Annotated in this window: 21 protein-coding genes; 12 read left to right on the forward strand and 9 right to left on the reverse strand. The window is 68.5% G+C overall.

All coding sequences use genetic code 11. From position 1 onward, the window contains the following. Window positions 1–146 precede the first annotated feature (146 nt). From EDD93_RS10285 to trxA, 7 genes are all read left to right on the forward strand, one after another. Window positions 147–2,468: a DUF6049 family protein gene (locus EDD93_RS10285; protein ID WP_123524858.1), complete on the forward strand. Its 2,322-nt coding sequence runs from the start codon at window positions 147–149 to the stop codon at window positions 2,466–2,468. A gap of 49 nt (window positions 2,469–2,517) precedes the next feature. After that, window positions 2,518–4,677 carry a murein biosynthesis integral membrane protein MurJ gene (gene murJ, locus EDD93_RS10290; RefSeq protein ID WP_123524859.1) on the forward strand — a complete coding sequence of 720 codons (2,160 nt, stop codon included), beginning with the start codon at window positions 2,518–2,520 and terminating at the stop codon, window positions 4,675–4,677. Between the two features lie 128 nt (window positions 4,678–4,805). Continuing rightward, window positions 4,806–6,500 carry a protein kinase family protein gene (locus tag EDD93_RS10295; protein WP_123524860.1) on the forward strand — a complete coding sequence of 565 codons (1,695 nt, stop codon included), beginning with the start codon at window positions 4,806–4,808 and terminating at the stop codon, window positions 6,498–6,500. Window positions 6,501–6,525: 25 nt separating this feature from the next. Then, complete coding sequence (gene sigM, locus EDD93_RS10300; protein WP_123524861.1) at window positions 6,526–7,230, forward strand: RNA polymerase sigma factor SigM; 705 nt, start codon at window positions 6,526–6,528, stop codon at window positions 7,228–7,230. After that, window positions 7,227–8,180: an anti-sigma factor gene (locus EDD93_RS10305; RefSeq protein ID WP_123524862.1), complete on the forward strand. Its 954-nt coding sequence runs from the start codon at window positions 7,227–7,229 to the stop codon at window positions 8,178–8,180. Before sigM ends, EDD93_RS10305 begins: the two co-directional genes overlap by 4 nt. A gap of 133 nt (window positions 8,181–8,313) precedes the next feature. Then, on the forward strand, window positions 8,314–9,276 hold the full coding sequence (trxB, locus tag EDD93_RS10310; protein WP_123524863.1) for a thioredoxin-disulfide reductase: 963 nt from the start codon (window positions 8,314–8,316) through the stop codon (window positions 9,274–9,276). 43 nt (window positions 9,277–9,319) lie between these two features. Continuing rightward, a complete protein-coding gene (gene trxA / locus EDD93_RS10315; RefSeq protein ID WP_073733236.1) occupies window positions 9,320–9,652 on the forward strand; it encodes a thioredoxin in 333 nt (110 codons plus the stop codon). A 90-nt stretch (window positions 9,653–9,742) separates the two neighbouring features. Here the strand turns inward: trxA and EDD93_RS10320 are convergent, their stop codons facing one another. From EDD93_RS10320 to rpmH, 9 genes are all read right to left on the reverse strand, one after another. After that, window positions 9,743–10,360 carry a GNAT family N-acetyltransferase gene (locus EDD93_RS10320; protein ID WP_123524864.1) on the reverse strand — a complete coding sequence of 206 codons (618 nt, stop codon included), beginning with the start codon at window positions 10,358–10,360 and terminating at the stop codon, window positions 9,743–9,745. A gap of 199 nt (window positions 10,361–10,559) precedes the next feature. Continuing rightward, window positions 10,560–11,651, reverse strand: a complete 1,092-nt coding sequence (locus EDD93_RS10325; RefSeq protein ID WP_185092266.1) for a ParB/RepB/Spo0J family partition protein — start codon at window positions 11,649–11,651, stop codon at window positions 10,560–10,562. Further along, window positions 11,648–12,724: a ParA family protein gene (locus EDD93_RS10330; protein WP_123524866.1), complete on the reverse strand. Its 1,077-nt coding sequence runs from the start codon at window positions 12,722–12,724 to the stop codon at window positions 11,648–11,650. Before EDD93_RS10330 ends, EDD93_RS10325 begins: the two co-directional genes overlap by 4 nt. A gap of 291 nt (window positions 12,725–13,015) precedes the next feature. Beyond that, window positions 13,016–13,732, reverse strand: coding sequence for a 16S rRNA (guanine(527)-N(7))-methyltransferase RsmG (gene rsmG / locus EDD93_RS10335; RefSeq protein WP_185092267.1), 717 nt, complete (start codon window positions 13,730–13,732; stop codon window positions 13,016–13,018). Between the two features lie 107 nt (window positions 13,733–13,839). Beyond that, window positions 13,840–14,349, reverse strand: coding sequence for a R3H domain-containing nucleic acid-binding protein (locus EDD93_RS10340; RefSeq protein ID WP_024489508.1), 510 nt, complete (start codon window positions 14,347–14,349; stop codon window positions 13,840–13,842). A 14-nt stretch (window positions 14,350–14,363) separates the two neighbouring features. After that, window positions 14,364–15,629 carry a membrane protein insertase YidC gene (yidC, locus tag EDD93_RS10345; protein WP_123524868.1) on the reverse strand — a complete coding sequence of 422 codons (1,266 nt, stop codon included), beginning with the start codon at window positions 15,627–15,629 and terminating at the stop codon, window positions 14,364–14,366. Between the two features lie 3 nt (window positions 15,630–15,632). Continuing rightward, a complete protein-coding gene (gene yidD, locus EDD93_RS10350; protein ID WP_078617610.1) occupies window positions 15,633–15,992 on the reverse strand; it encodes a membrane protein insertion efficiency factor YidD in 360 nt (119 codons plus the stop codon). Then, complete coding sequence (gene rnpA / locus EDD93_RS10355; RefSeq protein WP_123524869.1) at window positions 15,989–16,360, reverse strand: ribonuclease P protein component; 372 nt, start codon at window positions 16,358–16,360, stop codon at window positions 15,989–15,991. The genes yidD and rnpA overlap by 4 nt, the downstream gene beginning before the upstream one ends. 21 nt (window positions 16,361–16,381) lie before the next feature. Beyond that, window positions 16,382–16,519 carry a 50S ribosomal protein L34 gene (gene rpmH / locus EDD93_RS10360; RefSeq protein ID WP_010985740.1) on the reverse strand — a complete coding sequence of 46 codons (138 nt, stop codon included), beginning with the start codon at window positions 16,517–16,519 and terminating at the stop codon, window positions 16,382–16,384. 380 nt (window positions 16,520–16,899) lie between these two features. Between rpmH and dnaA the strand changes: the two genes are divergently transcribed. From dnaA to EDD93_RS10390, 5 genes are all read left to right on the forward strand, one after another. Next, window positions 16,900–18,708: a chromosomal replication initiator protein DnaA gene (dnaA, locus tag EDD93_RS10365; protein ID WP_123524870.1), complete on the forward strand. Its 1,809-nt coding sequence runs from the start codon at window positions 16,900–16,902 to the stop codon at window positions 18,706–18,708. Between the two features lie 975 nt (window positions 18,709–19,683). Next, a complete protein-coding gene (gene dnaN, locus EDD93_RS10375) occupies window positions 19,684–20,814 on the forward strand; it encodes a DNA polymerase III subunit beta (protein ID WP_024489504.1) in 1,131 nt (376 codons plus the stop codon). Between the two features lie 131 nt (window positions 20,815–20,945). Further along, complete coding sequence (gene gnd, locus EDD93_RS10380; RefSeq protein ID WP_123524871.1) at window positions 20,946–21,824, forward strand: phosphogluconate dehydrogenase (NAD(+)-dependent, decarboxylating); 879 nt, start codon at window positions 20,946–20,948, stop codon at window positions 21,822–21,824. 91 nt (window positions 21,825–21,915) lie between these two features. Beyond that, a complete protein-coding gene (recF, locus tag EDD93_RS10385) occupies window positions 21,916–23,064 on the forward strand; it encodes a DNA replication/repair protein RecF (RefSeq protein ID WP_123524872.1) in 1,149 nt (382 codons plus the stop codon). Further along, the gene (locus EDD93_RS10390; RefSeq protein ID WP_123524873.1) at window positions 23,061–23,654 is read left to right on the forward strand and encodes a DUF721 domain-containing protein; all 594 of its coding nucleotides are present in this window, start codon (window positions 23,061–23,063) and stop codon (window positions 23,652–23,654) included. The genes recF and EDD93_RS10390 overlap by 4 nt, the downstream gene beginning before the upstream one ends. The last annotated feature ends 2 nt before the right edge of the window (window positions 23,655–23,656 follow it).

Consider the following 23,656-nt stretch of genomic DNA (forward strand, 5'->3'; position numbering starts at 1 on the left):
GTCATGGTTTCCTTCAGCCCTGCGAGACTCCCGATCATGTGCCGTACTCCCCAGCACTTAGCCCCCGCGCACATCGTTACCATGCGTGGACGCAGCAACGGACGACGATCGACAGCAGCTCACGACGACGAGGGACGGGTAGGCGCGTGGCCGAGGCGGCAGACTTCCAGGGGATGAATCCCTCTCCTGCCCGCCGGTGGCTCCGGCGCACGGCCGCCGTGCTTGCAGGGGCGCCACTCATCGCCGCCCTGCTGGCCGGGGCGGCCGCCCCGGCGGCGCAGGCCGGCGTGGCGGACAAGGCCCCGACGGGTTCCGGCACGAAGGCTCCGACGGGGTCCGGCACGGTCGCGGTATCCCTGGACACGCTGACCCCGAGCGCCCCGGTGAAGGGGGACACCCTCACCGTCTCCGGCACTCTGACCAACAAGAGCAAGGAAACCGTCACCGCGGCCCAGGTGGACCTGCGCGTGGGGCCCCGGCTCTTCAGCAGGAGCTCGATCGACGGGGCCAACCGGCGCACGGGATACCTGCCCGGCGCCGATCCGTCTCCGGTCGGCGGCAAGTACACGGTCAAGATCGCCAAGCTTCCCCCCGGGATCAGCCAGGACTTCACCCTGTCCGTACCCGTCAGCAAGCTGGGACTCGGTGACGACGGCGTGTACCAGCTCGGCGTCACCCTGTCGGGCCGGACACCCCATGCCCTGTACGACCAGGTGCTCGGGATCAAGCGGACGTTCCTCCCCTGGCAGAGCGAGGACCGCGACTCCAAGCCCCGGATCAGTTACGCCTGGCCCCTGATCGCAGCGGCGCACCTCACCGCGGAGACGGGCTCCGACTCCCAGCAGACCCCGGTGTTCGCCGATGACGACCTGGCCGCCGAGATCGCTCCGGGCGGTCGCCTGGAGCAGATGGTTTCGCTGGGCAGCCAGCTGCCGGTGACCTGGGTCATCGATCCGGACCTGTTGGCCAGTGTCGACGCGATGACACGGGACTACCGGGTCAAGTCGGGTGACACCACGATCGCCGGTACGAATCAGAACGTGGCCAAGCAGTGGCTCACCTCGCTCGAAGCGGCGGTGACCGAGGGCAAGGTCATCGCGCTGCCGTTCGGGGATCCCGATCTGGCATCGATCGCGCACCGCGGCAAGAACGTGTCGGGCACCCTGAGCCATCTCCAGAACGCCAGCGAGGTGGCCGTCACGACGGTGCAGACGATCCTGCACCTGAAGCCGTCCACGGACTTCGCATGGCCGGTCGACGGTGCCATCGACCCGTCCATCGTGGATGTCGCCACCTCAGCCGGTGCCCACAACGTGATCGCCCGCAGCGACAGCCTCCAGGAGAACGGCGGCCTGGTCTACACGCCCACCGCTCCCCGGCCGATCGGCGGCGGCACGACCGCGGTGGTCTCCGACTCCCGGCTCTCCACCGCCTTCCAGGGCGATATGACGAAGGCCGGGGACTCCACGCTCGCCGTGCAGAAGTTCCTCGCCCTCACGCTCTCCCTGGCCGAGCAGGACACGGACAAGGACCGAAGCGTCGTCGTCGCGCCCCAGCGGATGCCGACGGTCGCCCAGGCCCAGACGATGGCCCGCGCCCTGCACGCCCTCGACGACGACCGCTGGACGCAGTCCCAGGGGCTGGTCCAGGCGGCGGAGGCCAAGCCCGACGCGAAGGCGACCACACGGGTACCCCCGACGTCCCGGTACCCGAAGAAGCTGCGCAGCCAGGAGCTGCCCACCCAGGCCTTCCAGGACATCAAGTCCACCCAGGCCTCGCTCAACAACTTCCAGGTCATCCTCACCCAGCCCGAGCGAGTGGTGACCCCCTTCGGCAACGCGGTCAACCGCTCCATGTCGACCTCGTGGCGGGGCAGGCCCCCGGAGGCCCAGCAGTACCGGGACTCCGTGCGCACCTACCTGCAGGGCCTCGTCAACGAGGTCCAGCTGATCTCGAAGTCGGATGTCACGCTGTCCGGCCGGAGCGCCACGATCCCGGTGACGGTGCAGAACAGACTGCTGCAGGACGTCGACCACCTGGTGCTGCGGCTGAGGTCGGAGAACGCGACCCGTCTCAAGCTGAACGACGACGGTGCCGTGTCGGAACAGCCCATCCAGATCGCCGGTGGTCACAGCCAGTCCGTGAAGTTCGACGCCGCGGCCAACATCAACGGCCAGGTCCAGATGACCGCCCAGCTGTACACCGAGGACGGGACACCGTACGGCGCGGAGATGAACTTCACCGTGAAGGTGTCCGAGCTGACGCCGACCGTACTTCTCGTCATCGCAGGCGGACTGCTGCTGCTGGTCCTCGCCGGCATCAGGATGTATGCACACCGCAAGCGTGCCAACGCGGGCGGCGCGGCGGGCGACGACGGCAGTGAACCCGAGCAGCCGAGTGACCCGACGCCGGACACCGGTCCCGAAAGCACGGAGCCGTCGGGCACGGGTGAGAAAGTGGACCGTTGAGCGATGTCTGTCGTGGCCGGTCGGCCGGGGACGATGAGGTGGGGTTTCGATGAACGCGCCGTACGACGGTGACCGCGGTCAGGGTACGGGCGGAGCTGGGTCTTCCGGCGGTCCTCCGGTGCCCCCTGGGCCGGAGCAGGTGCCACCGGCACCCGATCCGTATCTGCAGGCCGCGTACGACTACGACCCCTACCGGGCCCAGGACCTCTCGGCGCAGGATCCGGTGGGTGAGGCCCTGTACGACCGTGCGGCGCATCCGCCGCCGCCTCCCGGCACCTACCAGCAGCCCCAGCCGCTCTACCAGCAGCCTCCTGCCGCCCCGTACGCCCCCGACCCGCGGATCTGGGCGCAGACCCCGCCGCCCGAGCCCGACGGCCCGTCCCGGCACCTGCCGTACGGCGACGACGCGGCGACCACCCAGTTCGTCGGCGTGGACGACCTCGTCACCCAGGCGTCCGCGGGGCGCGACGAGCCCGACGCGTTCGCCCACCTCTTCAGGGACCAGGAGGGTCCTGCCGCCTCCCCCGGCCCTGCCCGGCCCGAGCCGGCCCCTGCTCCCGTCCCGCCGAAGTCCGGCGGCGGCCGGGCCTCCGGCCTGCTGAAGTCCAGTGCGGTCATGGCGGCCGGCACCCTCGTCTCACGGCTGACCGGATTCGTACGCAGCCTGGTGATCACCGCGGCGCTCGGTGCCGCCCTGCTCGGTGACAGCTTCACCATCGCCTACACGCTGCCGACGATGATCTACATCCTCACCGTGGGCGGCGGCCTCAACTCGGTGTTCGTCCCCCAGCTCGTCCGCTCCATGAAGGACGACGAGGACGGCGGCGAGGCCTACGCCAACCGGCTGCTGACCCTCGTGATGGTCGCACTCGGCGTGATCGTCGCCCTGGCGGTCTTCGCCGCGCCCTGGCTCATCCGGCTGATGTCGGACACGATCGCCAGTGACCCGGCCGCGAACAACGTGGCCATCACCTTCGCCCGGTACTGCCTGCCCACCATCTTCTTCATGGGTGTGCACGTCGTGATGGGCCAGATCCTGAACGCCCGCGGGAAGTTCGGCGCGATGATGTGGACCCCGGTCCTCAACAACATCGTCATGATCTTCACCTTCGGCATGTTCATCTGGGTCTACGGCACCTCCCACGAATCCCACATGGGCGTTCAGACGATCCCGCCGGAGGGCGTCCGGCTGCTGGGCATCGGCACCCTGCTCGGCCTGATCGTCCAGTCCCTCGCCATGATCCCGTACCTGCGCGAGGCCGGATTCCGGTTCCGCCCGCGTTTCGACTGGAGGGGTCACGGGCTCGGCAAGACGGTCAAGCTGGCCAAGTGGACGGTCCTGTTCGTCCTGGCCAACCAGGCCGGTGTCCTCGTCGTCACCCAGCTCGCGACCTCGGCCGGCAAGGAGTCCGGGCGCAACGGCGCCGGCTTCCTCGCCTACTCCAACGCCCAGCTGATCTGGGGCATGCCCCAGGCGATCATCACCGTCTCGGTCATGGCCGCTCTGCTGCCCCGTATCTCCCGTGCCGCCCACGACAACGACCCGGGCGCGGTCCGCGACGACATCTCGCAGGGCCTGCGCAACTCCGCCGTGGCCATCGTGCCGGTCGCCTTCACCTTCCTCGCCCTGGGCGTACCGATTTCCACCCTGCTGTACGCCTCCACCGGCCCTGAGGCCGCCCGTTCCATGGGCTACATCCTGATGGCCTTCGGCCTCGGGCTGATCCCCTACTCGGTGCAGTACGTGGTGCTGCGAGGGTTCTACGCCTACGAGGACACCCGCACCCCCTTCTACAACACCGTGATCGTCGCGCTGGTCAACGCGGCCGCTTCGGCCATCTGCTACGTCGCCCTGCCCGCCCAGTGGGCCGTGGTCGGCATGGCGGCCTCGTACGGCCTCGCCTACGCCGTAGGGGTCGGTATCGCGTGGCGCCGGCTGCGGAACCGTCTGGGCGGCGATCTGGACGGCGCCCACGTCCTGCGTACCTACGCCCGCCTCTGCCTCGCCGCGATCCCTGCGGCACTGCTCGGTGGCGCTGTGGGCTTCGGTCTGCTCCACGCGCTCGGCGACGGCGCCTCGGGCTCGCTTCTGGCGCTGGTCTGCGGTGGGATCGTGCTGCTGGGAGTCTTCGTCGTCGCGGCGAAGCGGATGCGGATCGAAGAGATCAACGGCATGGTCGGCATGATCCGGGGACGGCTCGGCCGCTGAAGATCACCGGCCCGCACAACCATCTCCGGTCTCTGCGTGTCGTGCATGGTGCCGGAGTATGGGCACAATTGGCGTGACTGTGCAGAGCTGGCTGGCATCGCGCAACGGATGGGGAGGCAGGAACGACGGTGGCGGAACGTAGCACGGCTGCCGTTGACGTGGCCGACAACAGCGGTGACAAGCCGCTGTCCGCCAAGGCGGACGAGGCCACGACCGACGGCACGGCAGAAGCTCAGGACTCAACGGGCGCAGGCCCCCAGGAAGCGGTGGACGAACCGGCGGACTCCGACGTCACCATTTCTTCCCCCGATCTGCACAGCGGTCACAAACTCGCCGGACGCTACCGGCTGGAGGAGTGCGTCACTCGTCTGGACGGGTTCAGCAGCTGGCGTGCCGTCGACGAGAAGCTGCGTCGCGCGGTGGGTGTCCATCTCCTCCCCGCCGACCACCCACGAGCCCGCTCGGTGCTGGCCGCGGCCCGTTCCTCCGCACTGCTCGGCGACCCCCGCTTCGTGCAGGTCCTCGACGCCGTGGAGGAGAACGACCTCGTCTACGTCGTCCATGAGTGGCTTCCGGACGCCACGGAGCTCACCGCCCTGCTGGGCGCGGGGCCGATGGACGCGCACGACGCCTACCAGCTCGTCAGCCAGATCTCCCAGGCCATGGCGGCCGCGCACCGCGAGGGGCTCGCCCATCTTCGGCTCACCCCCGGCGCGGTGCTCCGCAGCTCCTCCGGTCAGTACCGGATCCGAGGCCTCGCGGTGAACGCCGCACTGCGCGGCATCACCTCCGAGGGCCCCCAGCGCGCCGACACCGAAGCGATCGGCGCCCTGCTCTACGCGGCGCTGACCCAGCGCTGGCCCTACGAGAGCGACGCCTACGGCCTGACCGGGCTCCCCAAGGGCGTGGGTCTGATCGCACCCGACCAGGTACGGGCCGGCGTCCACCGCGGCCTCTCCGAGATCGCCATGCGGGCGCTCGCCAACGACGGTGCCACGGCCTCCCGCCAGGAACAGCCGTGCACCACCCCGGACGAACTGGCCAAGGCCGTCGCTGCGATGCCGCGCATCCGCCCGCCAGAGCCCACGTTCACCGCACCGCCCGAGTACCAGCGGACCACCTACCAGCAGGGCACCTACGGCCGTCCTGCCGGCCCTGGCTCCATGCCCACCCAGTCCGTGCACGCCATACCGCCTGCCCCGCTCCAGAGCCGCACGGGCAAGGCGCTCAAGTGGGCCGTCTCCGCCCTGCTCATCGCGGCACTGGGCCTCGGCAGCTGGCAGCTCGCCGAGACCCTCCTGGACCACGACAACAAATCGGGCGACCCGGGTACCACGCAGAGCAACCCGGAGAACGGCGAAGCCCCGCCGGTCGAGAAGAACGAGCCCGTCCAGATCGTCAGCGCCAAGGACTTCGACCCGCTCGGCGACGGGTCCGAGAAGCCCCAGGACATAGATCACGTCTACGACGGCGACGCGAGCACGTACTGGCACACCGACAGCTACTACACCGCCGACTTCGGCAGGCTGAAGAAGGGCGTCGGGGTTCTGCTCGACCTCGGCAAGGTGCAGCAGGTCAGCAAGGTGGACGTGACGTTCCTGGGCGGCACCACGTCGACCGAGTTGCGCACCTCCGGCGACGCCACGGCACCGACGATGCCCGACAGCTTCACCAAGGTTGCCGAAGGTTCGGGCACAAACGTGGCACTCAAGCCTGGCGAGCCCGTTCAGGCGCGGTACCTTCTGGTCTGGCTCACCCAGCTGCCACCTAGCAGCGAGGGGAACTTCCGGGGCAAGATCTCGGACATCAAGGTCACCGGCTGACGGCATCAGGGGAGGGGGCTCACCGTTGGACGACACCAGATTCACCGACTCGACTGATCAGGACCTCCTGGCCAGCCACGTAGCCGGTGAACCCGACGCCTTCGGTGAGCTCGCACGGCGGCATCGCGACCGGCTGTGGGCCGTAGCACTGCGCACGCTGGGCGACCGTGAGGAAGCGGCCGACGCCGTGCAGGACGCCCTCGTCTCCGCCTTCCGCGCCGCCCACACCTTCCGCGGCCAGTCCGCCGTGACCACCTGGCTGCACCGCATCACCGTCAACGCCTGCCTCGACCGGGTCCGCAAGGCCTCTTCCCGGAAGACCTCACCCGTCAACGACCCGGAACGGCTCGACCAGCTTCTGGAGCCGCACGAGTCCGCCGAGGCGCCGGCCGAGCGGCAGGACCTGCACCGCGAACTCTTCGCGGCCCTCGCCACCCTCCCTGCCGAGCAGCGCGCGGCCCTCGTCCTCGTCGATATGCAGGGGTACCCCGTGGCAGAGGCGGGTCGCATCCTCGACGTGCCGGTCGGCACCGTGAAGAGCCGTTGCGCCCGGGGCAGAGCCCGCCTGGCTCCGCTGCTCACCCATCTCCGCAGGGATGCCGGGGGCAGTGCGGCGGGGACGGCCGAAAGGAACCGGACGGCGAGAACATCCGTCCCACCGGCAGCGGGGCCACGAGACGCGGGAACAAGCGATCCAGCTGGTGTGAAGGGCGGAGGCGGGCGCACATGACATCGACAACCGACACGACCCAGCACCCGGACGTCTCAGAGATCTCAGACCTCACCGAAGGCGTGCTTTCTCCGCCGCGCACCGCTGAGGTCCGCCGTCATGTGGACAGCTGCGAGCTCTGCTCAGACGTGCGTGCCTCACTGGAGGAGATCCGCAGTCTGCTGGGTTCCATGCCGGCCCCGCAGGCCATGCCCATCGACATAGCGGACCGCATCGACGCCGCCCTGGCCGACGAAGCCCGTGCCGTTGCCACCGCATCCGACGGAGACGCGGAAGACTCACGTGCGGGGGCAGATGTTTCACGTGAAACAGAGCATGCCGCCACTGTGCAGGAGCTCGCGGACCGCCCCGCCGGACACCCACGTGCCGCCACCGGACCCGGCCGCCGACCTGTGCGGCGTCGTCGCAGGGCGGTGCTCGGCGCCACCCTGGGCGCCGCCGTCGTCGGTGTGAGCGTCTTCTTGCTGCAGAACGTGCCCACGTCTCACAACTCCGCCGACGTCAGTGCCGCAGACCACGGAGTCAGCGCCAAGAAGTCCGACTCGCAGGCGTTCTCGCAGTCCACGGTCGAAGAGCGTGTCCACAGCCTTCTGAGTTCCGGCACGGCCCCGTCGAGCCCGGAGAGCTCAGCCGGCCGGAATGAGGCACCGTCCATGGATACGAAATCCTCCCCGGAGACGAATCCTCCCGCGTCCGCGTCACCTCAGGCACCGCTTCGCGCTCCCGTTGTGGCCGTCCCCTCCTGCGTTGAGCAGGGCATAGGGCGGAACGCCGCCGTCCTCGCTGTCGAGAAGGGCACCTACCAGGGCGCCGATGCCTTCCTTGTCGTCCTTCCGCACCCCACCGACACGAGCCGTGTGGAGGCCTACGTCGTCGATGCCGCATGCGTCGGTGCGGAGCCCGCGGCCAAGGGGAAGCTTCTGCTGACCCACGCCTACGCCCGCCCCTGAGCATCACGGCGGATGCCGCCCCGGCACGTCGGGAATGCATCCCCCGTAGGATCCGTTGGGTGGGGTGAGAGTCGTTGAACCGGCCCCAGTAGGCGTGGACAGTAGGCAGTCTGCAGAGACGAGGAAGAAACCCGTGAGCGACGTGCGTAATGTGATCATCATCGGCTCTGGCCCCGCGGGCTACACAGCCGCCCTCTACACCGCGCGCGCCTCGCTGAAGCCGCTGGTCTTCGAGGGTGCCGTCACCGCCGGTGGCGCGCTGATGAACACGACCGACGTGGAGAACTTCCCCGGATTCCAGGACGGGATCATGGGCCCGGAGCTCATGGACAACATGCGCGCCCAGGCCGAGCGGTTCGGTGCCGAGCTCGTTCCCGACGACGTGGTCTCCGTCGACCTCACCGGTGACATCAAGACCGTCACTGACACCGCCGGCACGGTGCACCGCGCCAAGGCCATCATCGTCACCACCGGGTCGCAGCACCGCAAGCTGGGTCTGCCCAACGAGGACGCCCTCTCCGGACGTGGCGTCTCCTGGTGCGCGACCTGCGACGGGTTCTTCTTCAAGGACCAGGACATCGCTGTGGTCGGCGGCGGTGACACCGCGATGGAGGAGGCGACGTTCCTCTCCCGCTTCGCCAAGTCGGTCACCATCGTCCACCGCCGCGACTCGCTGCGGGCCTCCAAGGCCATGCAGGACCGCGCCTTCGCAGACCCGAAGATCAAGTTCGCCTGGGACAGCGAGGTCGCCGGGGTCCACGGCGAGCAGAAGCTCTCCGGTCTGACCCTGCGCAACACCAAGACCGGTGAGACCTCCGAGCTCCCCGTGACCGGCCTGTTCATCGCAGTCGGCCACGACCCGCGCACCGAGCTCTTCAAGGGGCAGCTCGACCTCGACGACGAGGGCTACCTGACGGTCCAGGCGCCCTCGACGCGCACCAACCTCACCGGTGTCTTCGGCGCAGGCGATGTCGTCGACCACACCTACCGGCAGGCCATCACCGCTGCCGGCACCGGCTGCTCCGCAGCACTCGACGCCGAGCGTTTCCTTGCCGCGCTCGCCGACGACGAGAAGGCTGCCGCAGCCACCGTCTGATCCAAGCCTCACCCCCACACCCCGCGAAGTTAAGGAGGCCGCCGTGGCCGGCGCGCTGAAGAACGTGACTGACGACTCGTTCGACGAGGTCGTCCTGAAGAGCGACAAGCCCGTACTGGTGGACTTCTGGGCCGCCTGGTGCGGTCCGTGCCGTCAGATCGCCCCCTCCCTGGAGGCCATCGCGGCTGAGCATGGCGACCGGATCGAGATCGTCAAGCTCAACATCGACGAGAACCCGGCCACCGCTGCCAAGTACGGCGTCATGTCCATCCCGACGCTGAACGTCTACCAGGGCGGCGAGGTCGCCAAGACCATCGTCGGCGCCAAGCCGAAGGCCGCGATCCTTCGCGACCTCGAGGGCTTCATCGCCGAGTAAGGCAGAACCTCTGCCCGATGTTTCACGTGAAACGGGCCCACCCCGAGGGGTGGGCCCGTTTCACGTTTTCCGGCACCAGCAACAGTCGAATCACAGCGGTCGCAGGACCGGCTCCTTCTGGACCACACCCAGCAGCCGGTCCAGGGCCAGCTCCACGTCCTCTTTCCACGAAAGGGTCGTACGCAGCTCCAGCCTCAGCCGTGGATGAGACGGATGTGTGCGTACGGTCTTGAAGCCCACGGCCAGCAGATGATCTGCGGGCAGCACACAGGCAGGTTCCTTCCAGCGGGCGTCCGCGAACGCTTCGATCGCCTTGAATCCGCGGCTGAGCAGATCCTTGGCAACTGTCTGCACCATGACGCGGCCGAGACCCTGCCCCTGGTACCCCGGCAGGATCAGGGCAGTCATCAGCTGAACGGCGTCGGGGGAGACCGGGCTGGTCGGAAAGGAAGCAGCCCGCGGAACGTAGGCCGGTGGGGCGTAGAGAACGAAGCCGACCGCCACATCATCGACATAGACAACGCGGCCGCAGGATCCCCACTCCAGCAGGACACTGGATATCCAGGCCTCCTTCTCCGCCTCGGGCCGGCCGGCCTTGACCGCGGCCGCCCCACGCACCGGATCAAGTTCCCAGAACACACAGGAGCGACAACGCTCGGGGAGATCAGAGAGGTTGTCCAGCGTGAGCGGTGCGAGCCGACGCCCCATGAAGGCTGTTCCTCACTTCCCTCGCCCGCCGCATCGCGCGACGGGCGGTGCACTCCGTTCGCGGACACGGATCAACTGGATGTGGCCTACCAGAACGCATCGTATCCACGACGGGATCAAGCTGACACCGAGAGAAAGCAAAGGGCGGGCTGTGTTCCGTTGTTCCGGAACACAGCCCGCCCAGCGTCGCTCGGAGCGGTCAGCTCTCGTCGTCCTCTGCCGGCTCCTCCGCCGGGCTGCGGTCCAGCACACGGCCCTCACCGGGAGCGAGACTGCCGAGGATGCGGTCCAGATCCTCCATCGAGGCGAACTCGACGACGATCTTCCCCTTCTTCTGACCGAGGTCGACCTTCACCCGGGTCTCGAAGCGGTCCGAGAGCCTGGATGCCAGATCGGTCAGGGCCGGCGACAGCCGACCGCCCGCCCGTGGCCCCTTGGCCTTGGAGGCGCTCGCCGGCTTGGCGCCCATCAGCTGCACGATCTCCTCGACCGCACGCACCGAGAGCCCCTCGGCCACGATCCGATGCGCCAGCTTGTCCTGCTCCTCGGAGTCGTCCACCGAAAGCAGCGCACGCGCATGGCCCGCCGAGAGCACCCCGGCCGCAACCCTTCGCTGCACCGGAGGCGACAGCCTCAGCAGGCGCAAGGTGTTGGACACCTGCGGCCGCGACCGCCCGATGCGGTCGGCCAGCTGATCATGCGTGCACTTGAACTCCTTGAGCAGCTGGTCGTACGCCGCCGCCTCCTCCAACGGGTTGAGCTGAGCCCGGTGAAGGTTCTCCAGGAGCGCGTCCAGCAAGAGCTTCTCATCGTCCGTGGCACGGACGATGGACGGGATCCGCTCCAGACCGGCTTCACGGCAGGCCCGCCAGCGGCGCTCGCCCATGATGAGCTCGAAGCGGTCGGAGCCGGTCTGCCGCACGACGACGGGCTGGAGAAGACCGACCTCCTTGATGGAGGTCACCAGCTCGGCCAGCGCATCCTCGTCGAAGACCTCGCGAGGCTGACGCGGGTTCGGCGTGATGGAGTCGAGAAGGATCTCAGCGAAATACGCTCCTGCCACCTCGCTCGGCTCGCCGGACCCGATCGAATCCGAAACAGGAGCACTCGGCTCCGGCACGGCCCCGAGCGAGGTCACCTTGGCGGCGGCCACTCCCCGCTCGGCCGTCAGAACCGGAGCCGACCCGGCAGAGGACGCACCCGTGCCGGCCGACGGAACCTGCTTCTCCTGCGGAGCGGCGGGGATCAGGGCACCGAGCCCTCGCCCCAACCCTCTACGACGCTCACTCACTGGATCCCCTCCGAAGTGTTCTGCTGGCTGTTCCGGCTGCCCGTGTGGGCCGGCTGCGCCTCGTAATTCAACCCGACCCCACGCAGAGCGATCTCACGTGCCGCCTCAAGATACGACAAGGAACCGCTGGAGCCGGGATCGTACGTGAGCACGGTCTGCCCGTAGCTCGGCGCCTCGGAGATCCGCACCGAGCGCGGAATGCTGGTGCGCAGCACCTCCTTGCCGAAGTGGGTGCGCACCTCCTCCGCGACCTGCGACGCGAGCCTGGTCCGGCCGTCGTACATGGTGAGCAGGATCGTCGACACATGGAGGTCGGGGTTGAGGTGCCCCCGTACCAGGTCGACGTTGCGCAGCAGCTGGCCGAGCCCTTCCAGCGCGTAGTACTCGCACTGGATGGGGATCAGCACCTCGGCGCCGGCCACCAGGGCGTTGACCGTCAGGAGACCGAGTGACGGCGGGCAGTCGATGAGGATGTAGTCCAGCGGCTGCTCGTAGGCCTGGATCGCCCGCTGGAGTCGACTCTCCCGCGCCACCAGCGACACCAGCTCGATCTCCGCACCGGCGAGATCGATGGTCGCTGGGGCGCAGAAGAGACCTTCGACGTCCGGGACGGGCTGAACCACGTCGGAGAGCGGCTTGCTCTCCACCAGGACGTCATAGATGGAGGGGACCTCGGCGTGGTGGTCGATCCCCAGCGCCGTGGAGGCGTTTCCCTGCGGGTCCAGGTCGACCACCAGAACACGGGCACCGTGCAGCGCCAGTGACGCGGCAAGGTTGACCGTCGAGGTGGTCTTGCCCACCCCGCCCTTCTGATTGGCCACCACCATGACGCGCGTCTGGTCAGGTCGCGGCAGACCCTCGCCGGCGCGGCCCAGGGCCTCCACCGCCAGCTGGGCCGCTCGGCCAATGGGTGTGTCGTCCATCGGTGGCGGTGTTTCACGTGAAACACCGTCCACCGCCGATTCGGATCGGGGACCGGGGACCGGATCGGTCATCGGTCCCGCGATGTTGGCGTCGGACCGCAAGGATTCACTCTCCTCGACTTCAGGCTCGCAATGAGCAGAGCCTGCCATGCTTTCAGGGTCGCGAACCAGCGAGGCCCGCTCTTCTGTGGACGAATCCACTTCTGTGGACAACTCCGTAGCCCTAACGGGCCTGCGATGGCGAGGCGTGGCAGCCGCACGACCGCGGCTGATAATTCCATGCAGCAGAGAGCGACGTTTCACGTGAAACACGATGCCCCTGCAGCGTAGCTACAGGGGCACGACACTCCGCGCGGGGTCCGCACACCTCCCCGCACGAAGCATCTCCGATACACACACCAAACGGTGCGTAACGGTCATGCGCACAGCGTGATCGGTGAATCAGCGACGTCGGCGTGTCCGGCTGACCCTGGCAGCCTTGGCCCTCTTTGCGGCGAACCTCACACCACCGGGGCTCTCACCCACCACCACACGCACCACGGTGGACATCGGATCCACGACGCCCTCGCCCACCTGAAGCACCTCGGTCTCCAGCACACCGAGCTTGCTCAGGGCCGCACGCGCGCCGTTGATCTCCTCCTCGGCGGTATCGCCCTTGAGCGCCAGCATCTCGCCGTACGGGCGAAGCAGCGGCACCCCCCAGCCCGCCAGGCGGTCCAGCGGGGCCACCGCCCGAGCCGTCACCACGTGCACCGGCTGAAGCGTCCCCAGGACCTCCTCGGCCCGGCCACGGACGACCGTCACATGATCCAGGCCCAAGAGCTCGACGACCTCCTGGAGGAAGTTCGTCCGCCGCAGCAACGGCTCAAGCAGGGTGATCTTCAGATCTGGCCGCACGAGCGCCAGCGGGATACCCGGAAGCCCCGCTCCCGAGCCCACATCGCAGACCGTTACGCCGTCGGGGACCACCTCGGAGAGCACCGCACAGTTCAGCAGGTGCCTCTCCCAGAGCCGCGGCACCTCGCGCGGACCGATCAGCCCCCGCTTGACCCCCGCATCGGCCAGCAGTTCCGCGTATCGGACGGCCTCAGGGAAGCACTCACCGAATACCTCCCGGGCCTCGTCGGGCGCCTGGGGAAGTTCTACTTCCTCCGTCACGGGAACCGTCCTTCCATACCGCATTACCGCACCATGGTGGCTGACTATCAGGCTGACAAAGATCGGCCCCGCCTGCGAACAGACGGGGCCGACAGTAGAAGGGCCGGTCAGGCCGGAAGGACGACGACGAAGCGCTGCGGCTCCTCGCCCTCCGATTCGCTGCGCAGACCCGCGGCCGCGACCGCATCGTGCACGACCTTGCGCTCGAACGGCGTCATCGGATCCAGCTTCATCGGCTCGCCGGAGCTCTTGACCTCGTCCGCGGCCTTGGCACCCAGCTCGGCGAGCTCCGTGCGCTTCTGCGCCCGGAAACCCCCGATGTCGAGCATCAGACGGCTGCGGTCACCGGTCTCCCGGTGCACGGCCAGGCGCGTCAGCTCCTGGAGCGCCTCCAGCACCTCACCGTCGCGTCCCACGAGCTTCTGCAGTTCACGTGCCGACTCACTGATGATCGAGACCGCGGCCCGATCGGCCTCGACGTCCATGTCGATGTCGCCATCGAGGTCGGCGATGTCGAGCAGGCCCTCAAGGTAGTCCGCTGCGATCTCCCCTTCCTGCTCAAGGCGGGTCAAGGTGTCGCTGCCCTCAGCGGCCGTGGAGGTGGTGCCTTCCGTCACGGATGGACTCCTTCTTACTTCTTGGACGGGTGCTTGGGCCGCTGCGGGCCCTTGCGCTGTCCGGACTTGGCTTGGCGTGAGGAGCCGGACGCGGGCTTGCCGCCCGCCGGCTTGGGCTTGTCGTCCTGCGGTGCCTTCTTCTGCAGGGAGGGAGCGGTCTCCGACGCGCTGGAGTCGGCTTCCTTGGTCCCGCTCGGCTGAGCTGCACCGGTGTGACGCTTCGCCTTGGTCTGGCGCTTGGGCTGCTGACGCCGCTGCGCGGCTCCGCCCTCGGCGTCGGCGACCGCGGTGTCGCTCTTGGCGACCGAGCCGTCCTCCTGCGGAGCGAGGCCGAGCTTGGCCAGTCCCGTGACGAACTTCCGCTCGATGTCGTTGCGGTCCGGGCCCTTGGACACGATCCGCTTGACCGTGTTGCGTCGGGTACGACCGCGCACCTCACCATGCGTGGTGACGCTCTTCAGCAGACGTCCCAGGTACTGGTCCTGCGCCTTGCTGCCCGGCGTGGGGTTCTGGTTGATCACGTACATCTGCTGACCCATGGTCCAGACGTTGGTGGTCAGCCAGTAGACGAGGACACCGACGGGGAAGTTGATGCCCATGACGGCGAAGATCAGCGGGAAGATGTACATCAGCATCTTCTGCTGCTGCATGTACGGCGTCTTGACCGTCAGGTCCACGTTCTTCGTCATCAGCTGGCGCTGGGTGAAGAACTGCGAGGCCGACATCATCACGATCATGACCGCGGTGACGACCCGGACATCCACCAGCGAGGCGCCGAGCGCCTCGACCTTGTCCGCGCTGTCCATGAACTTGGCGGCCAGCGGAGCACCGAAGATGTGTGCCTGACGCGCGCTGTCCAGCAGCGACTGGTCGATCACACCGATCTTCTTGTTCGACGCGATGGCCGAGAGCACGTGGTACAGGGCGAAGAAGAACGGTGACTGCGCCAGGATGGGAAGGCACGAGGACAACGGGTTGGTACCCGTCTCCTTGTACAGCTTCATCATCTCTTCGGACTGACGCTGCTTGTCACTCTTGTAGCGCTCCTGGATCGCCTTCATCTTCGGCTGGAGCACCTGCATGTTCCGCGTCGACTTGATCTGCTTGACGAACAGCGGAACGAGACAGATACGGATCAGCACCACGAGGGACACGATGGACAGACCCCAGGCCCATCCCGTGTCGGGGCCGAAGATGGCCCCGTACAACTTGTGGAACTGGACGATGACCCAGGAAACGGGCCACGTGATGAAGCTGAACAGACTGGCAATCGTGTCCACTAATCAGGCTCCTTGAGCATTGGGCGAAGTCTCTGCGGCCGAGCTCGGGAGATCGGTGGCCGATCCCCCGGGAGGCACATCAGCGGCGGAGTCCCCGCCCTTACCGCCGCGGAAGAGATCTCGCAGCAGTTCGTGCCAACGCGGACGTTTGCGTGGTGGTACGTAATCCACGCCGCCGGGTGACCACGGATTGCACCGCAGGATGCGCCAGGCTGTCAGCGCCGTTCCCTTGATCGCTCCGTGCCGGTCGATCGCCGTATATCCATAGTGGGAACACGACGGGTAGTAACGGCAGACAGGCCCGAGAAGTGGGCTGATCGTCCACTGGTACAGCTTGATGAGAGCCAGCAGCGGGTACTTCATCGCGCGCCCCCTCCCAGTAGCCGCTGGAGGGCGGCATCCAGGTCTCGGGCCAGCTGTTCATGATCGGCGTCGCCCGCACCGGGCAACGCACGTACGACAACCAGGCTACCGGGGGGCAGCAGGGACAGCCGTTCTCGGACCAGATGGCGAAGCTTTCGCTTCACCGCTGTGCGGACGACCGCGCCACCCACGGCTTTGCTGACAACGAAACCCGCACGCGGCGGGGGAGCAGTCTCCCCAGTCACGTGCGGGTCCGTTGCACCGCTGCGTAGATGGACGACGAGGAGCGGGCGGCCGGCCCGGCGTCCTCGTCGTACCGCGGTCGCGAAGTCCTCGCGCCGCCTCAGCCGATTCTCGGTAGGCAGCACGTCATGACGACCTGTACGCGATCAGGCGGACAGGCTGGCGCGGCCCTTGCCACGGCGGGACGCGAGGATCGCGCGGCCGGCACGGGTCCGCATACGCAGACGGAAACCGTGGGTCTTCGCGCGACGACGGTTGTTCGGCTGGAAGGTGCGCTTGCTCACTCGGGGGCTCCAGTAATGATCGTGTGTTGGCGGGACATCGCCTGGCTGTCACCGTGCGCCCACGAGAGACTCGCGTAAACGCCCTAGTTGCACCGCTTCACAATCACAGATCGTGATCTTTGCCCATCGGAGGCAGGCGGCAGCAGCCATCGACAACTCGACCTGGTCACGGTACGCGCGGCTACGCCATCCGGTCAAACCGACCCTGTCGGGCCCCCCATTGTGCACAGCCTGTGGACAACGACTTGAACCGCACGGGTCGGCCCGCCTACCGTGGCCGAACCCCGGTTCTTTTTCTTCCCGCCTGCCGGTCCTCACCCATCCCGACCCATACGTCCCGAGAAACACACATTCGTGGGACCAGCGAGAGAGCGTGCCTTGTGGCTGACGTACCTGCCGATCTTGCCGCAGTGTGGCCACGAGTGCTGGAGCAACTCCTCGGGGAGGGCCAGCAGGGGATCGAGCCGAAGGACAAGCAGTGGATCGAGCGCTGCCAGCCGCTCGCCCTGGTGGCCGACACCGCGCTGCTCGCCGTCCCCAATGAATGGGGCAAGCGCGTCCTGGAGGGCCGGCTAGCTCCGCTCATCAGCGAGACGCTGAGCCGCGAGTGCGGCCGCACGATCCGGATCGCGATCACGGTCGACGACTCCGCGGGCGAGCCGCCGAACCCGCCGGCGCCCCCGATGCACCAGTCGCAGCAGCACCAGCCCCAGCAGCACCGCTACCAGGGGCCGCAGCACGACGAGCGTCAGCACAACGACTCCTACGACGGCTACGGGCACCGGCCCTCGGACGACGGCATGCCGACCGCCCGGCCCGCCTACCCCGACTACCAGCAGCAGCGCCCCGAGCCCGGCGCCTGGCCGCGCACCCAGGAGGACCTCTCCTGGCAGCAGCCCCGGCTCGGCGGATACCAGGACCGCGACACCTCCGGCGAGCACTGGCGCGAGCCGTACGGCGGCGGCCGCTCCCAGCAGCAGCCCCAGCACGACTACCGCCAGCAGCCTCCCGAGCACCAGGGCTACGAGTCCCAGCGGCCCGACCGCCACGACATGCAGGAGCCCCAGCACCGGCAGGGCGGCGGAACCGGCCGGCCCGGCGGTGTCCCGGGACCGATGGGCGCCCAGCCCGCGCCCGCCCCCGGCCCGGGTGAGCCGCACGCACGGCTGAACCCGAAGTACCTCTTCGACACCTTCGTCATCGGGGCGTCGAACCGGTTCGCGCACGCCGCGGCCGTCGCCGTGGCCGAGGCCCCCGCCAAGGCGTACAACCCGCTCTTCATCTACGGGGAGTCCGGGCTCGGCAAGACCCACCTGCTGCACGCGATCGGGCACTACGCCCGCAGCCTCTACCCGGGCACCCGGGTGCGGTACGTGAGCTCGGAGGAGTTCACCAACGAGTTCATCAACTCGATCCGTGACGGCAAGGGCGACACCTTCCGCAAGCGGTACCGCGATGTCGACATCCTGCTCGTCGACGACATCCAGTTCCTGGCGAGCAAGGAGTCGACGCAGGAGGAGTTCTTCCACACCTTCAATACGCTCCACAACGCCAACAAGCAGATCGTGCTGTCCTCGGACCGGCCGCCCAAGCAGCTGGTGACCCTGGAGGACCGGCTGCGGAATCGTTTCGAGTGGGGTCTCACCACCGATGTGCAGCCGCCGGAGCTGGAGACGCGCATCGCGATCCTCCGTAAGAAGGCGGTGCAGGAGCAGCTCAACGCTCCGCCGGAGGTGCTGGAGTTCATCGCCTCCCGTATCTCACGCAACATCCGGGAGCTGGAGGGCGCGCTCATCCGGGTCACGGCCTTCGCCAGTCTCAACCGCCAGCCGGTGGACCTCGGGCTGACCGAGATCGTGCTGAAGGATCTGATCCCGGGTGGCGAGGACGCCGCCCCGGAGATCACGGCGCCGGCCATCATGGCGGCGACCGCCGACTACTTCGGCCTGACTGTGGACGACCTCTGCGGATCCTCGCGCAGCCGCGTACTCGTGACTGCGCGCCAGATCGCGATGTATCTGTGCCGTGAGCTGACGGACCTCTCGCTGCCCAAGATCGGGGCCCAGTTCGGCGGCCGCGACCACACGACCGTGATGCACGCGGACCGGAAGATCCGCGCGCTGATGGCGGAACGGCGCTCCATCTACAACCAGGTCACCGAACTCACCAACCGCATCAAGAACGGCTGACGGGCCGCCACCGCGCGCAGAGCGCCACGGAGTCGCAGCGGTTCCGTGGCTCAGCTGCCCAGCGCCACGGAACCGCGCAGCCTCGCCTCCGCGAGCACCGAGAAGGGTGCTCCGGGACCCGCATCAGGTCCCGGAGCACCCTTTTTCGTCTCGTCCGGGCAGCTGTGTACGACGTTCGCGGGGCGTGGTCCCCGTCCTCGCTGTTCGAATACCTGCCGCGGACGGGCCGTTCTCCACAGATCTGGGCACAATCTCCCCTCCACAGCCTGGGGATTGAAAAGTTGTCCATACTGCTTCCACAGGTACGGCAGCCGATACTCCATCAGGCCAGCTCAGAGGCCTGGGGATTTGTGGTCAACAATGATCCACAGCCTGTGGACAAGTTTTTCGTCCACAGGGGCACGTCAACGTTGTCCACCGGCGGCCCACAGGAGAGACCTTCTTGTCCCCAGCTTCTGCGGGCTTCTCCACACCTCTGTCCACTGTTCGGCAACGCGACACCCGCTTTCACCGCCCCGAGTGAAAGGCGTCACACCAAGAGGGTCGGTTGGGCTGTGGGGAAGCTGGGTAAAGCTGGGGACAGAGCTGGGGAGAAACCCCCCTGCCCTGTGGGTCGGTTGTGCAGAACTTTCGGGTGTCCACAGAAACCCCGGGTTTTCCACCGGTGCCACCCACAGGGTCGGTGGACAAAAAACAGGGCCTGACCTGCGGAAACGACGTTATCCACGGTTTCCACAGGCCCTACTACTACTACTACCTCTAGTTAGCCCGGAATCCGCTTCGAAGTGGGGCCTGTGCACAACTCGGCGCCGGAGCTCCGCGAACCGCTTGTCGCGACTTGACCCCGAGCAGCACCGAGTGTCGGTGCCGTACGTCAGACTGGTCCCCGGCGTCCTCCCCGTCCCATCGGTGGAGCGACCCGACCAGACGACGAAGGCCAGCAGGGCGAGCGAGCAACAGCAGGAGGCGGTTCCGGTGAAGATCCGGGTGGAGCGCGATGTACTCGCGGAGGCTGTGGCCTGGGTGGCCCGTAGCCTCCCGGCCCGGCCGCCGGCGCCCGTTCTTGCGGGCCTGCTGCTGAAGGCCGAGGACGGCGCACTCAGCTTCTCCAGCTTCGACTACGAGGTCTCGGCCCGGGTCTCGGTGGACGCGGAGATCGAGGAGGACGGCACGGTGCTGGTCTCCGGCCGGCTGCTCGCCGACATCTGCCGCGCCCTGCCCAACCGGCCGGTGGAGATTTCCACAGACGGTGTACGGGCGACGGTGGCCTGCGGCTCCTCGCGGTTCACACTCCACACCCTTCCTGTGGAGGAGTACCCCGCACTGCCGGAGATGCCGACGGCGACCGGGACGGTCCCCGGCGAGGTCTTCGCCTCGGCCGCCGCCCAGGTGGCCATCGCGGCCGGCCGCGACGACACGCTGCCCGTCCTCACCGGTGTGCGCATCGAGATCGAGGGCGACACCGTCACCCTGGCCTCCACCGACCGCTACCGCTTCGCGGTCCGCGAGTTCCTCTGGAAGCCGGAGAACGCGGACGCATCCGCCGTCGCCCTGGTCCCCGCCAAGACGCTGCTGGACACCGCCAAGGCGCTCACCAGCGGCGACACGGTGACGCTGGCGCTGTCGGGCTCCGGCGCGGGTGAGGGGCTCATCGGCTTCGAGGGCGCCGGCCGGCGGACGACCACCCGGCTGCTCGAGGGCGACCTGCCGAAGTACCGCACGCTCTTCCCGACCGAGTTCAACACGGTCGCGGTCATCGAGACCGCCCCGTTCGTCGAGGCCGTCAAGCGCGTCGCGCTGGTGGCCGAGCGGAACACCCCGGTCCGGCTCAGCTTCGAGCAGGGCGTGCTGATCCTGGAGGCGGGTTCCAGCGACGACGCACAGGCTGTGGAGCGCGTGGACGCGGTCCTGGAGGGCGACGACATCTCGATCGCCTTCAACCCGACCTTCCTGCTGGACGGTCTGAGCGCGATCGACTCCCCGGTCGCCCAGCTCTCCTTCACGACGTCCACCAAGCCCGCGCTGCTCAGCGGCCGCGCGGCCGTGGATGCCGAGGCGGATGACGCGTACAAGTACCTGATCATGCCGGTCCGCCTCTCCGGCTGATCCGGCCACCGGTCCTGTCACGGCAGGCCACGACGGGCACGCTCAGCGCCGAGCATGCCCGTCGCCCTGTCCCCGGCCGGGCGTAGGCTCGGTCCTGGGTACGAATCGGCACAACGCTTAAGGAATCTCTGATGGAGATCGGTCTCGTCGGCCTCGGCAAGATGGGCGGCAACATGCGCGAGCGCATCCGCCGCGCAGGCCACACCGTCATCGGTTACGACCGCAACCCGGACGTCGCCGATGTCCACAGCCTCGAAGAGCTTGTGGGCAAGCTGAAGGGCCCCCGGGTCGTATGGGTGATGGTCCCGGCCGGCGCCGCGACCCAGTCCACGATCGACGAGCTGGCCGAGCTCCTTTCGGCCGGTGACGTCGTCGTGGACGGCGGGAACTCCCGCTGGACCGACGACGAGAAGCACGCTGTCGAGCTCGGCATCAAGGGCATCGGCTTCGTCGACTGCGGCGTCTCCGGCGGTGTCTGGGGCCTGGAGAACGGCTACGCGCTGATGTACGGCGGCGACGCCGACAACGTCGCGAAGGTCCAGCCGGTCTTCGACGCGCTGAAGCCCGAGGGCGACTTCGGTTCCGTCCACGCGGGCAAGGTCGGTGCCGGCCACTTCGCGAAGATGGTCCACAACGGCATCGAGTACGCCATGATGCAGGCCTACGCCGAGGGCTGGGAGCTCCTGGAGAAGGTCGACTCCGTCACCGACGTGCGCGAGGTCTTCCGCTCCTGGCAGGAGGGCACGGTCATCCGTTCCTGGCTGCTCGACCTGGCGGTCAACGCGCTGGACGACGACGAGCACCTGGACCAGCTCCGCGGCTTCGCCGCCGACTCCGGCGAGGGCCGGTGGACGGTCGAGGCCGCCATCGACAACGCCGTCCCGCTGCCCGCGATCACCGCGTCGCTCTTCGCCCGCTTCGCCTCGCGCCAGGACGACTCCCCGCAGATGAAGATGATCGCCGCGCTGCGCAACCAGTTCGGCGGCCACGCGGTCGAGAACAAGAAGTAGCAGCGACGAGGTGCGGGCCGGGAGCCCGCCCGCACCACGGAGCACACAGCAGAAAGCACGGAGCAGGAAGCCGGGAAGGTCGGCGTACACCATGCATGTCACGCATCTGTCGCTGGCCGACTTCCGCTCGTACGCCCGGGTCGAGGTGCCGCTCGACCCGGGCGTCACCGCTTTCGTGGGGGCCAACGGCCAGGGCAAGACGAATCTGGTCGAGGCCGTCGGCTACCTCGCGACGCTCGGCAGCCACCGGGTCTCCTCGGACGCGCCGCTGGTACGCATGGGCGCGGAGCGGGCCGTCATCCGGGCTGCCGTCACCCAGGGCGAACGTTCGCAGCTGGTCGAGCTCGAACTGAACCCGGGCAGGGCCAATCGTGCCCGCATCAATAGATCGTCGCAGGTCAGACCCCGTGACGTGCTCGGCATCGTACGGACGGTGCTGTTCGCTCCGGAGGATCTGGCGCTGGTGAAGGGCGATCCGGGTGAGCGCCGCCGCTTCCTCGACGAACTGGTCACGGCACGCTCGCCGCGGATGGCCGGGGTCCGGTCGGACTACGAGCGGGTGCTGAAGCAGCGCAACACGCTCCTGAAGTCGGCGGCGATGGCGCGCAGGCACGGCGGCCGTTCGATGGACCTGTCGACGCTCGACGTGTGGGACCAGCACCTGGGCCGGGTGGGCGCCGAGCTGCTGGCGCAGCGGCTGGACCTGATCGCGACCATGCAGCCTCTGACGGACAAGGCCTACGCGGACGTGGCGCCCGGCGGCGGCCCGGTGACGCTGGAGTACCGCAGCTCGGTGGGCGCCGAGGTGGGCGCGGCCGCGGGCGCCGACCCCGCCCGGACCCGGGAGGAGCTGTACGGGCAGCTCATCGCGGCCCTGGCCGAGGTGCGCAAGCAGGAGATCGAGCGGGGCGTGACGCTGGTCGGCCCGCACCGCGACGACCTGGTGCTCGGGCTGCGCGGCATGCCGGCCAAGGGGTACGCGAGCCACGGGGAGTCGTGGTCGTACGCGCTGGCCCTGCGGCTGGCCTCGTACGACCTGCTGCGCAGCGAGGGCAACGAGCCCGTGCTGGTGCTGGACGACGTCTTCGCCGAGCTGGACGCGCGACGCCGTGAGCGGCTGGCCGAGCTGGTGGCCCCGGGCGAGCAGGTGCTGGTGACGGCCGCGGTGGACGACGACGTGCCGGGGGTGCTCGCGGGTACCAGGTACGCGGTGTCGGCGGGCGAGGTCGAGCGGCTGTGAGCGGCGCTGCGGAGAGCCCGGAGCCGCTTCCGGACGGCCCGGAGACACCGCGGGAGCCGTCGTCCGGGGCGGCGAAGCAGCCGGAGCCCTCAGGGGTGGACCTGGCGCGGGTGGCCCTGCGGGCGGCGAAGGAGCAGGCGCGGGCCCGCGGTGCGGCGGCGCAGCAGAAGAAGCAGGCCCGGCGGGGCGGCGGCCTGCGGTCCGGGGCGCGGGCGGACGGCCGTGATCCGCTGCCGCTGGGGGCGGCGATCAACCGGCTGATCACCGAACGCGGCTGGGAGGCGCCTGCGGCGGTGGGCGGTGTGATGGGCCGCTGGCCGCAGATCGTAGGTGATGATCTGGCCAATCATTGTGTGCCGTTGCGTTACGACGAGGATCCCGACGAGCGCGTACTGACGGTGCAGTGCGACTCGACGGCGTGGGCGACCCAGCTGCGGCTGCTGGCGCCTCAGCTGGTGGCCCGGCTGAACGCGGATCTGGGACACGGCACCGTACGGATGATCAAGGTCCTCGGGCCGGGAGGACCGCAGCGCAGGTTCGGCCCGCTGCGTGCGCCGGGCAGCAAGGGCCCCGGCGACACCTACGGCTGACC

It is taken from the genome of Streptomyces sp. 840.1, assembly GCF_003751445.1.
Classification (GTDB): Bacteria; Actinomycetota; Actinomycetes; order Streptomycetales; family Streptomycetaceae; genus Streptomyces.